Source organism: Pseudomonas sp. 9AZ (assembly GCF_902506525.1).
Taxonomy (GTDB): Bacteria; Pseudomonadota; Gammaproteobacteria; order Pseudomonadales; family Pseudomonadaceae; genus Aquipseudomonas; species Aquipseudomonas peli.
Genome location: NZ_LR733840.1, coordinates 2,954,882 through 2,966,948, shown reverse-complemented (window position 1 = coordinate 2,966,948; position 12,067 = coordinate 2,954,882). Strand labels below are relative to the sequence as shown.

General features: G+C 60.3%; 11 protein-coding genes and 2 tRNA genes. 2 read left to right on the top strand and 11 right to left on the bottom strand.

Going from position 1 to position 12,067, the window contains the following annotated elements; genetic code table 11:
• Positions 1–4: 4 nt before the first annotated feature.
• From ALTER154_RS13855 to ALTER154_RS13840, 4 genes are all read right to left on the bottom strand, one after another.
• Positions 5–448: a MerR family DNA-binding protein gene (locus ALTER154_RS13855; RefSeq protein WP_090252164.1), complete on the bottom strand. Its 444-nt coding sequence runs from the start codon at positions 446–448 to the stop codon at positions 5–7.
• 75 nt (positions 449–523) lie between these two features.
• The gene (locus ALTER154_RS13850; protein ID WP_372239955.1) at positions 524–1,282 is read right to left on the bottom strand and encodes a VacJ family lipoprotein; all 759 of its coding nucleotides are present in this window, start codon (positions 1,280–1,282) and stop codon (positions 524–526) included.
• Between the two features lie 10 nt (positions 1,283–1,292).
• On the bottom strand, positions 1,293–2,591 hold the full coding sequence (locus tag ALTER154_RS13845; RefSeq protein ID WP_160087898.1) for a serine/threonine protein kinase: 1,299 nt from the start codon (positions 2,589–2,591) through the stop codon (positions 1,293–1,295).
• 136 nt (positions 2,592–2,727) lie between these two features.
• Entirely contained in the window at positions 2,728–3,300 is a 573-nt protein-coding gene (locus ALTER154_RS13840; RefSeq protein ID WP_160087896.1) for a hypothetical protein, read from the bottom strand.
• Between the two features lie 104 nt (positions 3,301–3,404).
• Here ALTER154_RS13840 and ALTER154_RS13835 point away from each other — a divergent pair, with 104 nt between their 5' ends.
• The gene (locus tag ALTER154_RS13835; protein ID WP_090252173.1) at positions 3,405–3,773 is read left to right on the top strand and encodes a hypothetical protein; all 369 of its coding nucleotides are present in this window, start codon (positions 3,405–3,407) and stop codon (positions 3,771–3,773) included.
• On the opposite strand, the gene ALTER154_RS13830 is transcribed toward ALTER154_RS13835, so the two are convergent.
• From ALTER154_RS13830 to ALTER154_RS13810, 5 genes are all read right to left on the bottom strand, one after another.
• Positions 3,774–5,333, bottom strand: coding sequence for a beta (1-6) glucans synthase (locus ALTER154_RS13830; RefSeq protein WP_160087894.1), 1,560 nt, complete (start codon positions 5,331–5,333; stop codon positions 3,774–3,776). It lies immediately after the preceding gene.
• A 106-nt stretch (positions 5,334–5,439) separates the two neighbouring features.
• A complete protein-coding gene (locus ALTER154_RS13825; RefSeq protein ID WP_090252175.1) occupies positions 5,440–5,664 on the bottom strand; it encodes a DUF2061 domain-containing protein in 225 nt (74 codons plus the stop codon).
• A gap of 263 nt (positions 5,665–5,927) precedes the next feature.
• A tRNA-Pro gene (locus tag ALTER154_RS13820) sits at positions 5,928–6,004 on the bottom strand.
• 9 nt (positions 6,005–6,013) lie between these two features.
• A tRNA-Asn gene (locus ALTER154_RS13815) sits at positions 6,014–6,089 on the bottom strand.
• A 67-nt stretch (positions 6,090–6,156) separates the two neighbouring features.
• Positions 6,157–7,353: an amino acid aminotransferase gene (locus ALTER154_RS13810; RefSeq protein WP_160087892.1), complete on the bottom strand. Its 1,197-nt coding sequence runs from the start codon at positions 7,351–7,353 to the stop codon at positions 6,157–6,159.
• 176 nt (positions 7,354–7,529) lie between these two features.
• On the opposite strand from ALTER154_RS13810, the gene uvrB reads away from it, so the two are divergent.
• On the top strand, positions 7,530–9,545 hold the full coding sequence (uvrB, locus tag ALTER154_RS13805) for an excinuclease ABC subunit UvrB (RefSeq protein WP_090252181.1): 2,016 nt from the start codon (positions 7,530–7,532) through the stop codon (positions 9,543–9,545).
• 80 nt (positions 9,546–9,625) lie between these two features.
• Here the strand turns inward: uvrB and ALTER154_RS13800 are convergent, their stop codons facing one another.
• Both ALTER154_RS13800 and ALTER154_RS13795 read right to left on the bottom strand, forming a co-directional pair.
• The gene (locus tag ALTER154_RS13800; protein WP_160087890.1) at positions 9,626–10,525 is read right to left on the bottom strand and encodes an EamA family transporter; all 900 of its coding nucleotides are present in this window, start codon (positions 10,523–10,525) and stop codon (positions 9,626–9,628) included.
• A gap of 47 nt (positions 10,526–10,572) precedes the next feature.
• On the bottom strand, positions 10,573–12,063 hold the full coding sequence (locus tag ALTER154_RS13795; protein ID WP_169852846.1) for an MDR family MFS transporter: 1,491 nt from the start codon (positions 12,061–12,063) through the stop codon (positions 10,573–10,575).
• Positions 12,064–12,067: the final 4 nt, after the last annotated feature.

The following is a 12,067-nucleotide window of genomic DNA, read 5'->3' as shown; positions in this document are numbered from 1 at the left end:
GTTTTTAGTGGGCAGGGCAGGGCGTCGCTGGGCGGCGTTCGATATCCGGCTCGAAATCTTCGATCAACCGGCAGATGGCCTGACCATCTGGTGCGCATTCGCCCTTGTCGGCCCAATCGTCGAAGGCGTTCTGCATCACCAGCGCCAGGCGTTGGCACTCCTCGATGTGTGCCTGTAGCGCCGCCAAGCGTTCACTGAGCAGGTCACGGACCTCTGCGCAGGGCGCCTGGCCGTTATCGGCACTGGTGAGTATCTGCTGGGTGTCTTTCAGGCTAAAACCCAAGCGCCGGGCGCGCGCGATAAAACGCAGGCGTTGCAGGTCGGTGCTGGAGTATTCCTGGTAGCCGTTATCCGGGTTGCGCGTAGGTCTGAGCAGGCCGAGATCGGTGTAGTGACGCACGGTCTCACTGCTGACGACGGCGGCTTTGGCCAGTTGGGCGACACGCATCGATAAATACTCCGAAAAACTAAAGGCCGCGCCAGGTTAAAACCTGGGGGCGGCCCTTGGGTCAAGCTCGCAGGCTTATTCGGCGATCTGCAGCTTGCGCGCCTCGTGGTAGAAGAAGCGAATTTTCTCGTACTCGAACGGTGAATTGAGCTGACCGTAGCGGAAGTTCACCGTGGAGCGCTGGTCGACCACTTCCAGCAGGGTAATTTCTGGGTGGCTGACACTGGCTTCGGCGACATTCAACCAATTGACCTGGCTCTTGGCGGCAAAGTCTGCCACCAGACCGCCGGTATCACGCAGGTTCGATGGCCCCAGCAGCGGCAGAATCAGGTAAGGCCCGGCAGGTGTGCCGTAATAGCCCAGGGTCTGACCGAAGTCTTCGCGTTGCTTGGGCAGGCCCATGCGCGTAGCAGGGTCCCAAAGGCCGGCGACCCCCAGGGTGGTGTTGAGCAGCAGGCGCCCGGTGGTCTGCATGGCGCGCTTGCCCTTGAGCTGCAGCGCGCTGTTGAGCAGGTTAGGTACATCACCCAGGTTGCTGAAGAAGTTGCTGACGCCGGTCTGCACCAGGTTGGGGGTGATATAGCGGTAGCCATCGACAATCGGCAAGAACACCCACTCATCGAAGCGGTAGTTGAAGTGATAGACGCGACGGTTCCACGACTCCAACGGGTCATAGACGTCGAGCGCGTTGAGGGTCGAGCGTTCAAACTCGCGCTGGTCCAGCCCCGGATTGAACTGCAGGTGCTGCAGCGGTTGTTTGAAACCGTCGTCATCAACGGTGTGCTGGGCATGCGCCAGGCCGCTACCGAGCGCAAGGGTGAAAAACACGGCAATAAAGGTTGGCTTAGCCACGGAAGAACTCCAGCATGGCGTCGCTATTGACGCGGTAGTTGAGGTTGCCGCAATGGCCACCCAGCGGATAAACGGTCAGGCGATCCCCCAGGGTGCGCCGCAAAAAGCCCAGGTCACCTGGGCCGAGGATGAGGTCATCGGCATTGTGCATAACGGCGATCTTGCTGCTGTTTTTCAGGTAATCGGCGACGCCATACAGGCTGATCTGGTCAATCAGCTGCGCCACGCTGCCACCGTCGGTGCGTGCGCGCCACATGGGGATCAGTTGCTCGGTCAGGTAACAGTCGAAGTCGCACTGCAGGGCGCGCCGGAAGAACGGCGTAAGACTGGTGCCTTCGCTGATCGGGTAGTTGATCGGGGTGATCAGTCCGCGGCGGTTGATCAGGTCCGAGGTAAAGGTGATATCGGCAGCTGAGAAGCGAAAAGCCGCGCCAATCAGCATGGCCATCTGCTCGTCGTTGAGCTGCTCGCCGGAGTTCTGGAAGTCATAGAGCAGGGCGTCATTGATGTCGACGTAGCCCTTGTTCTGGAAGTAGCGGGTCAACTTGCCTAACACCAGTTCATAGAATGTGGTGCTGTTGTCGATGCCATCCACCTTGGTCTGCACGAGGCGGTCGAGATTAGTGGTCGAGGTGTAGAGGTTGACCGGCGGGTTGAGCAGCAGCACGCGTTTGAAGTTGAAGCTGCGACGCGTCTCGTCCAGCTCGCTGACAAAGGCCGCCTGCAGCGCACCCAGGCTGTAGCCGGTGAGGTGATATTCACTGACTTTCAAGCGCGGATGCTGGGCGCGCACCGCCTGCATGGTGCGGTACAGATCGTCGGCGTCTTCACGGGTAATGCCGGGCGTGGCAAAGCGTGAGGCGGAGGTCATGAAGTCATAGCTGGTCGGCGATGACAATTGCACCACGTGATAACCCGCACCGTAGAACAGCTTCTTCAGGTATTCCGGGGTGCTGCTGGCGTAATGCGCGCCCGTGCCGGCAATGATAAAGATCAGCGGCGCTTCGCCGGACTGTTTGGCAATGCGGTAGTGCATCTTGGTCACCGGCCAGAAGTTTTCTGGCAACTCAAACTCGCGCTCCGGGCGCAGTTTGATCTGGTGGTCACTTTGGTTGATGTCCGCGTCAGCCGGCAGTTTCGGGCGCAGCTCGGGCGGTGTGGTTGCCAGCGTGGCTTCGAAAGGGTTGCTGATCGGGTAGCCATAACTGCTGGCGTCGATATCGGCGGCGCTGACGGGAGCCACCAGCGCGAGGCAACTGAGAAGGGCAAGCAGACGAGGGACAGGCGACATGGCTAAATCTCTTGAGAGCTAGGGCTGATGCAGTGCTTCAGGTGCGGGTCGATTTGACCACATAAGCGTGGTTAAGTGCCGTTTAGTTATAGAACTGTCAGTTTTCAGGCAAAAGAGCCATTTGAAACTGGGTGCGTCAAGGCAATACGGCCAATTGTTCAACCCAGATTAGCTCGCAGGCGCCGTCACCGGTGTCTTCGCGGCTGAGTGAACTGATCCAACGATAGCCATCGTCACCGTCGATTCGCACCAGCTGTCCACTCAGGCGAATCTGCTGACCTTCTTTGAGCCTGGTCAGGGTGCTGGCTACCGCCGGGTTGGCGGGTATCAGGTGCATATTGGCGCTGTGAATCTCGATCTGTCGGCGTTCGATTGGCAGTTGTTCGGCGCGCCAGAAGTACCAGCGGTTACGCTGGCTGATGGTGATATGGCGCAGCACCTCCGGATCAGCCATCGGCCCCCAGCCGAGCGCCAGGTCGGTTGGCGAGAGCTTGGCGCCGCGGTCAAAGTAATAGTCTTCACGCCCGAGGATGCGCGCTTCCAGTTGGAACGGCTGCAACGTACTGACGGTGTGCGCGGCTAAGCGCCAACTGCCGCTGTGTGATGGGGTGCTGGCAGGCGGGCCGCTGGGCGTGGGCAGCACAATGACCCACAGCATCCAGAGGCCGAGCAAGCTTGCGACGATCAGTATCAGGCGACGTATCAGCATGGCTGGATTCTAGCCGCAGCGGCGGTGAGTAGGCGATCTCGGGGGGTGTTATCCGCGACGCGGCGGCTTATCCTACGCAGCCTTTTCAATTGCCCGAGTTACCCATGTCTCGTTATTTGCCTCTGACTGCTCTGCTGATCGCCGCGGCCCTGTGTCTGGCCCTGAGCTTTGTGCTGCGTTACCAACTGATGGAAGGCGCACAGTGGGTTGGTTTATGCGTTGATGACCCGCAGCAGATGGCTTGCCAGGTGCGTGCCAGCCTTGGCTGGTTGATCCATTTCCGTGTATTGGCTTGGGCTGCGCTGGTCTGTGCTGTGTTGGCATTTGTGTTGCCCGGCGCTTGGGGCAAGCGACTGGCAGTGCCGGCCTTGCTGCTCGGCCTGCCGGCGCTGGTGTTGTACAGCGCCAGCCTGGCAGTTTTTGCCGTCGTGCTGGCGCTGCTGCGTTGGGTGCGTGCGCCGCAAATCGCCTGATTAGGCGGCTTGCGCTTTAACCCGCAGGCTGCGCCACAGCGCCGCCACCAGTAGCACGCAGGTCATCGCCCAGCCGATGGCTTGCCAGTTGCTCAGGGTTTCCTGGTACAGCTGCGGTGCAATGCAGGCGCCGATCAGCAAGGCAAGCAAGGCTACTTCACGGCGGTAGCCGCCTACTGGGCGGCACAGGTAGACCAGTGCCGGTAGCAGCAGTGCCGCGCTGGGGAAGCTGCGGTAGCGCGCATCCACCACCAGCGCGAGCATCATCACCGCACCGGCAAAGCCGCTTAGGGTCAACCACAGTGCGCCCCGGCTATGCAGCCAGTTGAAGGTGCGTGCGCGCCAGCCATTTCGGCTGCTGAGTAGCAGTGCGCCATGGCTCAGCACCACGAGGTTGAGCACGATCAGTGCCCCTGCCCAGAGCCATTCGCCCACGTAACGGCTGGTGACCAGCGTTAGTTCTGCAAACAGGCCGATACAGGCAGCACCCACTGCCGCGAGCAGCGGTAGCAAGAGCGCGGCGCGGGGTGAGTGGGGACGGCCAGCCCACAAGAGGGCAGCGGCTGCAAGTGCCAGGCTGATCATCAGCCAGGTCGGCCAGTGCGGCAGGTTGGACACCGGGCCGGCGAGGATTGATTTGTCCTGGCGATCCGCATCGTAGAGCCCCCAATAACCCCCGACGGCACCTTCACTGACGCGTTTCCACGGCTGGTCAAAGGCCTCGATCAGGTTATAGCGCCAGCCGTTTTGCTCGGCCATGGCGACGAAACCACGAATGAATTTCGCCTGGTTGACCAGGCTGGGTACGGCGGTTTCGCGTTGGCGACCTTCGCTTGGCCAGCCAGTCTCGCCGATTAGGATGTCCTTGGGGGCATAGGCATTGCCAAAGGTCTGGCGGACCTCGGCGACTTCATGCAGCGCATTTTCGATACCCGCTGGGTTGTCTTCCCAATAAGGCAGCAAGTGGATGGTGATGAAGTCCACTGCGGGAGCAACTTCCGGATGCTTGAGCCAGAACTCCCAGACATCGGCATAGGTCACCGGCTGCTTGATCTGTGCCTTGACCTGTTCAATCAACACCACCAGTTGCTGTGGGGTCACTTCCTTGCGTAGCAGCGCTTCGTTACCGACGATCACTGCTTGCACCACATCTGGGTGTGCGTTGGCGATTTTAACCAGGCCGGCAATCTCAACCGCGGTGTCGGCTGGGTTTCGGCTGACCCAGGCGCCGACGATGAGCTTCAAGCCATGTTTGCGCGCCATGTTCGGCAACTCTTCCAGATCGGTCACCGAATAGGTGCGCAGGCACTCAAAGCGCTCGGCGAGTAGCGCCAGGTCGGCTTCCATTCGCTCTGGACGCAGCTGCATCGGTTGATCGAAGGGCGATTGGTCTTTGTCGAACGGTGTGTAAGACGCGCACTGCAGTTTGTGCGTGGGCGTTGCGGCATCCGCCAATGTGACGGGTTGACCAATGCCATACCACAGGCCGAATAGCGCAAGGAGGCCAAGCAGGCAGGCAAATGCAAAAGGAGCGGTAGGAAAGCGAGAGGTAGCAGGCATGATGCGGGCGCGTATGGTGGTTGAGCCGCGCATAGTAGCGGATTGGCACAGTGCCACGCTGGCTGTTTTTTATGCCCTGTTCAGGTTTTTACCCTCGCACCAGGCCTTATGCCTGGTGATGCAGCCAGGCATGTGTGGGGCGTTCAGCGGCAGCCTTAGGGCGCCCCTCAATACGCTGCCAGACCTTCTCGTGAAAGTAGAAACCCACCGAGTTGCACAGCGGTTCGATAGCCGCCACCAGGCCACTGGCTGCGATACTGCCGGTCAGGGCGTAAGTGACACCAAAGGCGATGCAGAAGTGCATGAGGGTGAAGGTCAGGGTCTTGAGCATGGCGCACCTCGAGTGAGAATTATTCTTCATTGAGGTGTAGCGTAGTGGTGAGGCTGTGATTGGTGAAATGTTTGGATTGAATGGCTTTAATAGTTTTTGATGATTTATGTTCGTGGTGCGCGCCATAAGATAGGCAATAAAAAACCCGCACAAGGCGGGTTTTTTACATTCAAGCGAACTTGAATGGTGTTGCATGCGACTTGCGTGTTCTGCGAACAGCTGCGTAAAGACAGCTGCATTTCGCACCACGTGCGACCCAAAAATGGTCGGGGTAGGGGGATTCGAACTCCCGACATCCTGCTCCCAAAGCAGGCGCGCTACCGGACTGCGCTATACCCCGATGAACTACTGGCTCCGCGACCTGGACTCGAACCAGGGACCCAATGATTAACAGTCATTTGCTCTACCGACTGAGCTATCGCGGAACGATGGCGCGTATCCTACTGATTCAAAAAGGGAAGTCAAGCATATGCTGACTTCCTTTTAGCAGGTTTACAGCACCTGGGCGATGGCCTGGGTCACCGCAGGCAGGTTTCGCTGGTTCAGCGCGGCGACGCAGATGCGGCCAGTGCTGACCGCGTAGATGCCAAACTCGGTTTTCAAGCGTTCTACCTGCTCGGCGGTCAAGCCCGAGTAGGAGAACATACCGCGCTGCTGAGCGACAAAGCTGAAGTCGCGTTTGCAGTTCAATGCAGCCAGCTGTTCAACCATGGCCATACGCATGCCGCGAATACGCTCGCGCATGCCGGCCAGCTCTTCTTCCCACAGTGCGCGCAGCTCAGGGCTGTTCAGCACACTGGCCACCACGGTGGCGCCGTGGGTCGGCGGGTTGGAGTAGTTGGTGCGGATCACGCGCTTGGCTTGCGAGAGCACGCGGCCTGCTTCTTCCTTGCTGCCGGTGACAATCGACAGGGCGCCGACGCGTTCGCCGTACAGCGAGAAGGATTTGGAGAACGAGCTGGAGACGAAGAACGGGATGCCGGAGGCGGCAAACAGGCGCACGGCAAAGGCATCCTGCTCGATACCGTCGCCAAAGCCCTGGTAGGCGATGTCGAGGAATGGCACGTGCTCGCGCTCGCGCAACACCTCCAACACGGCTTTCCAGTCGTCCAGCGACAGGTCGACACCGGTCGGGTTATGGCAGCAGGCGTGCAGCACGACAACCGAGCGCGCAGGCAGATTTTTCAGGTCTTCGAGCATGCCGGCACGGTTGATGCCGTGGCTGGCTGCGTCGTAATAGCGGTAGTTCTGTACTGGGAAACCCGCTGATTCAAACAAGGCGCGGTGGTTTTCCCAGCTTGGGTCGCTGATCGCCACCACAGTGTTGGGCAGCAAGCGCTTGAGGAAATCAGCGCCGGTCTTCAGTGCGCCCGTACCGCCAACGGCCTGGGTGGTGATCACCCGGCCAGCGGCGATCAGTTCAGAGTCAGCACCCAGCAACAGTTTCTGCACGGCGCTGTCATAGGCGGCAATGCCTTCGATCGGCAGGTAGCCGCGTGGGGCATGGGCTTCAATGCGGGCTTTCTCGGCTTCGGCTACGGCGCGTAGCAGCGGAATGCGGCCTTCCTCGTTGTAGTACACGCCTACGCCCAAATTGACCTTGGTCGTGCGGGTATCGGCGTTGAAGGCTTCGTTGAGGCCCAGGATAGGATCGCGCGGAGCCATTTCGACGGCAGAGAACAGACTCATGGATGCGGCAGCTCTGAAGAGGAGAAGTGGGGATCAGGCAACACCCGACTAGGGGTTGCGTAAGTGCGGCGGTAGTATAACGGCGCATAACCTGTGCTGCGACAGCAGGCACACGCTTTTCACCGGTTTTGACGTAGGCTTTCAGGCCGCGTCACATCCGCTTGTCGAGGTCCGTCATGTCCGAGTTTCAACTGGTCACCCGTTTCCAGCCTGCCGGCGATCAGCCCGAGGCGATTCGGCAGATGGTCGAAGGCCTTGAAGCAGGTTTGTCACACCAAACACTGTTAGGCGTGACGGGCTCGGGTAAGACGTTTTCCATCGCCAACGTGATTGCCCAAGTCCAGCGGCCGACGCTGGTGCTGGCGCCGAACAAGACCTTGGCTGCGCAGTTATACGGGGAGTTCAAGAGCTTCTTCCCGAACAACGCGGTGGAGTATTTCGTGTCGTACTACGACTACTACCAGCCAGAAGCCTATGTGCCGTCCTCGGACACCTTTATCGAGAAGGATGCGTCGATCAACGACCACATCGAGCAGATGCGCCTGTCGGCGACCAAAGCGCTGCTGGAGCGGCCGGACGCGATCATCGTCACCACCGTGTCGTGCATCTACGGCCTGGGGAGCCCCGAGTCGTACCTGAAGATGGTGCTGCACGTCGATCGCGGCGACAAAATGGACCAGCGCGCCTTGCTGCGCCGCCTGGCCGACCTGCAATACACCCGCAATGACATGGACTTTGCCCGCGCCACCTTCCGCGTGCGCGGTGATGTGATTGATATTTACCCGGCCGAATCTGACCTAGAAGCCATTCGCATCGAACTGTTTGATGATGAGGTGGAAAGCATTTCGGCCTTCGACCCGCTGACTGGCGAGGTCATCCGTAAGCTGCCGCGTTTCACCTTCTACCCCAAGAGTCACTACGTCACCCCGCGTGAAGTGCTGCTGGAGGCAGTGGAGAAGATCAAAGTCGAGCTGGTTGAGCGCCTGGAGTACCTGCGCAGCAATAACAAGCTGGTGGAAGCGCAGCGCCTGGAGCAACGCACCCGTTTTGACCTGGAAATGATCATCGAGCTGGGTTACTGCAACGGCATCGAAAACTACTCGCGTTACCTCTCGGGCCGTGATTCTGGCCAGCCGCCGCCGACGCTGTATGACTACCTGCCAGACCAGGCGCTGTTGGTAATCGACGAGTCCCACGTCTCGGTGCCGCAGGTCGGCGCGATGTATAAGGGCGACCGTTCGCGTAAAGAAACCCTGGTCGAATACGGTTTCCGCCTGCCGTCGGCGCTGGATAACCGCCCCATGCGCTTCGAAGAGTGGGAAGCCGCCAGCCCGCAGACCATCTTCGTTTCCGCCACGCCGGGCAACTATGAAGCCGAGCATGCCGGCCGGGTGATCGAGCAGGTAGTGCGGCCGACTGGTCTGGTTGACCCGCAGATCGAGGTGCGCCCGGCGTTGACCCAAGTCGACGACCTGCTCTCGGAAATTCACAAGCGCGTGGCCATTGAGGAGCGCGTATTGGTCACCACCCTGACCAAACGCATGGCCGAAGACTTGACCGATTACTTGGGCGATCACGGGGTCAAGGTGCGTTACCTGCACTCGGATATCGACACCGTAGAGCGCGTCGAGATCATCCGCGACTTACGCATCGGGGCGTTCGACGTGTTGGTGGGTATCAACCTGCTCCGCGAAGGCCTGGATATGCCGGAAGTGTCGCTGGTAGCAATTCTTGATGCGGACAAAGAGGGTTTCCTGCGTTCCGAACGCTCGTTGATCCAGACCATTGGCCGCGCTGCCCGTAACCTCAATGGTCGGGCGATTCTGTATGCCGACCGCATGACCGGTTCGATGGAGCGCGCCATCGGCGAAACCGAGCGGCGGCGCAACAAGCAGATCGCGTTCAACGAAGCCAATGGCATTACCCCCAAGGGTGTGTTCAAAGACGTTAAGGACATCCTGGAGGGGGCCGTGGTGCCTGGCGCGCGCAGCAAGAAGCGCAAGGGCATGGCTCAGGCGGCTGAGGAAAGTGCGCGTTACGAGAACGAACTGCGGTCACCGAGCGAAATCACCAAGCGCATTCGCCAGCTGGAAGAGAAAATGTACGCCTTGGCCCGCGATCTGGAATTCGAGGCCGCCGCCCAGCTGCGTGATGAAATCCAGAAACTGCGCGATCGATTGCTGCAGGTTTGATTGGCTGGGTGTGGAAGGGGCTTTCGCCGCGACAGGCTGACTGTTTGTCCGCGGCTAAAGCCCCTTTTTCAGGTGTGCGATTAACGTCGGCCGAAGATAATCAGCACTACACCGCTGAGGGTGATGCCGCAGGCCAGCAGTGCCATCAAGCTGAGCCGTTCGCCCAGCAGCAGGTAGCCCAGCAGCAAGGCTACCACTGGGTTGACGAAGGCGAAGGTCGACACCAGGCTCGGGCGCACTTCACGCAACAGCCAGAAATACGCGGGATACACACCCAGGCTGACAGGTAGCACCAGATACGCCAGCCACAGCCAGGCATTGCCGCTTATTGCGCGCAGGTCCAGCGCTTGCCAGTCGCCATGCCACAGGCCGAACAGCGCCAGCAGTAGCGCGCCGATCAGCATCTGCAGGCTTAGTCCCAGCCAGCTGGAACGAAACGGCGGGCGCTGGCGCATAAGCCAGGCACCGCCGGCCCAGAGCAGTGTGGCGAATACCACCAGCAGACCGGCAAACCATTGCTCAGTCGACGCGCGTTGGTCCAAGCCGTTGTTCATCAGCAGGACAATCCCGCTGCAGGCCAGCGCCAGCCCACACATTACCCAAAGCGGCGGACGCTCACCGAGCAGCCATTCCAACGCTACGCTCCACAGCGGCAGGGTGGTGTAGAGCATGGCCAGCATGCCGGTGGGCAGGTACTGATTGGCGTAGATCAGCGCGCCCTGGCCGACGGCAATCAGCGCCAGGCTGCCGATCAGTACGCCGCCCCAGTCGCTGCGCTGGATGCGCAGTTGGCCGCTGAGCAGCACCCAGACCAGGGCGAGCAGGCCGGCAATCGAGAAACGTAGGCTGCCGATGGCAAAGGGCGGTACTTCCAGCAAGAGGAAGTGGTTGGCCAGGTAAGTCGTGCCCCAGCCAATGTAAATAATGGCGAAGGCACCGATCAGCAGCAGGGAGCGGGTGCGCGAAGCGGATGCGGACATGGATGACCTGAAACAGCAGCGCGCCGGTATGCGGCGCGCGCGATGGATTAGTGCGCGGCACCACCGGTAGTGCCAGCGGGCAGTTTGCGCGTCAGCAGAACTGCCAGCATGCTGATGCCGAGGGCGATGCCGATGCAGTGGAAGGCGTCATTGTAGGCCATGATCGCCGCCTGCTGATGGGTGATCTCGCTGAGTTTGGCCAGTGCCGCTTGTTCGCTGCCGAGCTTTTCAGTCAGTAGCGCCAGGCGCTCGGCGACCTGCGGGTTTGTCGGTACCAGCGACTCGCGCAGGTAGTCGAAATACACCTTGGCACGGCTGTCCAGCAGGGTCGCTAGCAGGGCGATGCCAATGGCGCCGCCGAGGTTACGCAGAATGTTGAACAGGCTCGACGCCGAGCCGGCATCCTGCGGTAGCGTATAAGCAGTGGCGATCAGTGAAATGGTGACCATCACCAGCGGCTGGCCCAGCGCACGCAACAGCTGGATGTGGTTGAACTGCTCGCCGGCGAAATCCGGGTTGAGTACCCCGGAGAGGAAGCTGGCACCGCCGAATAGGCCAAACCCCAGTGCGCACAGCCATTTCGGCGAGATCTTCTTCATCAGCAGCGGCACCAGCGGAATCAGAAACAGCTGTGGCACGCCCATCCACATGATCACCTCGCCGATCTGCAGGGCGTTGTAGCCCTGGATCTGCGCCAGGTACAGCGGCAGTACATAGATCGAGCCATACAAGCCCATGCCCAGGCCGATGCTGGAAATACTCGACAGGCCGAAGTTACGTTCACGCAGCACGCCGAGGTTGATCAGCGGGTTGGGACGCGAGATTTGCAGGATGACGAACAGCACCAGGCTGATCGCGGCGATGCTGCCCAGCCCGCTGATCAGGCTGGACTCCAGCCAGTCCTTGCGATGGCCTTCTTCGAGAAACACCTGCAGGCAGCCCAAGCCCATACCGAGAGTGACAATGCCGGCGTAATCGGTGCTTTTCAGCAGCTGCCAGTCGGCGGGCTTTTTCTCCAGACCGTACATCAGCCCGGCGATCATCAGCAGACCGGGCGGCACGTTGATGTAGAAGATGTATTCCCAGCCGAAGTTTTCTGTCAGCCAGCCGCCGAGGGTCGGGCCGATCGAGGGGGCGAAGGTGGCGGTCAGGGCGAACAGCGCCATGCCCTTGGCGCGGTGGTGTTCCGGCAGTTTGATCAGCGTCAGGGTGAACGCCAGGGGAATCAACGCGCCGCCGGTAAAACCCTGCATGGCGCGGAACACGATCATGCTCTCCAGGCTCCAGGCCATTGAGCAGAGCAGCGAGGAGGCGAGGAAACCCAATGACACCCATACCGCCAAGCGGCGTGCCGACAGCAACTGCACCAGCCAGGCGGTGAGCGGGATCATGATGATTTCCGCCACCAGGTAGGAGGTGGAAATCCACGAGCCTTCCTCCAGGGTGGCCGACAGCGCGCCCTGGATGTCCTTCAGCGATGAGTTGGTGATCTGGATATCCAGTACCGCCATAAAGGCACCGAGCATCACGCTCATCACCGCG

Coding starts and splice junctions, on each gene's coding strand:
- ALTER154_RS13840 (WP_160087896.1), bottom strand. CDS start 3,300: ATGCTGATACGTCGCCTGATACTGATCGTCGCAAGCTTGCTCGGCCTC.
- ALTER154_RS13855 (WP_090252164.1), bottom strand. CDS start 448: ATGCGTGTCGCCCAACTGGCCAAAGCCGCCGTCGTCAGCAGTGAGACC.
- ALTER154_RS13830 (WP_160087894.1), bottom strand. CDS start 5,333: ATGCCTGCTACCTCTCGCTTTCCTACCGCTCCTTTTGCATTTGCCTGC.
- ALTER154_RS13835 (WP_090252173.1), top strand. CDS start 3,405: ATGTCTCGTTATTTGCCTCTGACTGCTCTGCTGATCGCCGCGGCCCTG.
- ALTER154_RS13810 (WP_160087892.1), bottom strand. CDS start 7,353: ATGAGTCTGTTCTCTGCCGTCGAAATGGCTCCGCGCGATCCTATCCTG.
- ALTER154_RS13825 (WP_090252175.1), bottom strand. CDS start 5,664: ATGCTCAAGACCCTGACCTTCACCCTCATGCACTTCTGCATCGCCTTT.
- uvrB (WP_090252181.1), top strand. CDS start 7,530: ATGTCCGAGTTTCAACTGGTCACCCGTTTCCAGCCTGCCGGCGATCAG.
- ALTER154_RS13800 (WP_160087890.1), bottom strand. CDS start 10,525: ATGTCCGCATCCGCTTCGCGCACCCGCTCCCTGCTGCTGATCGGTGCC.
- ALTER154_RS13845 (WP_160087898.1), bottom strand. CDS start 2,591: ATGTCGCCTGTCCCTCGTCTGCTTGCCCTTCTCAGTTGCCTCGCGCTG.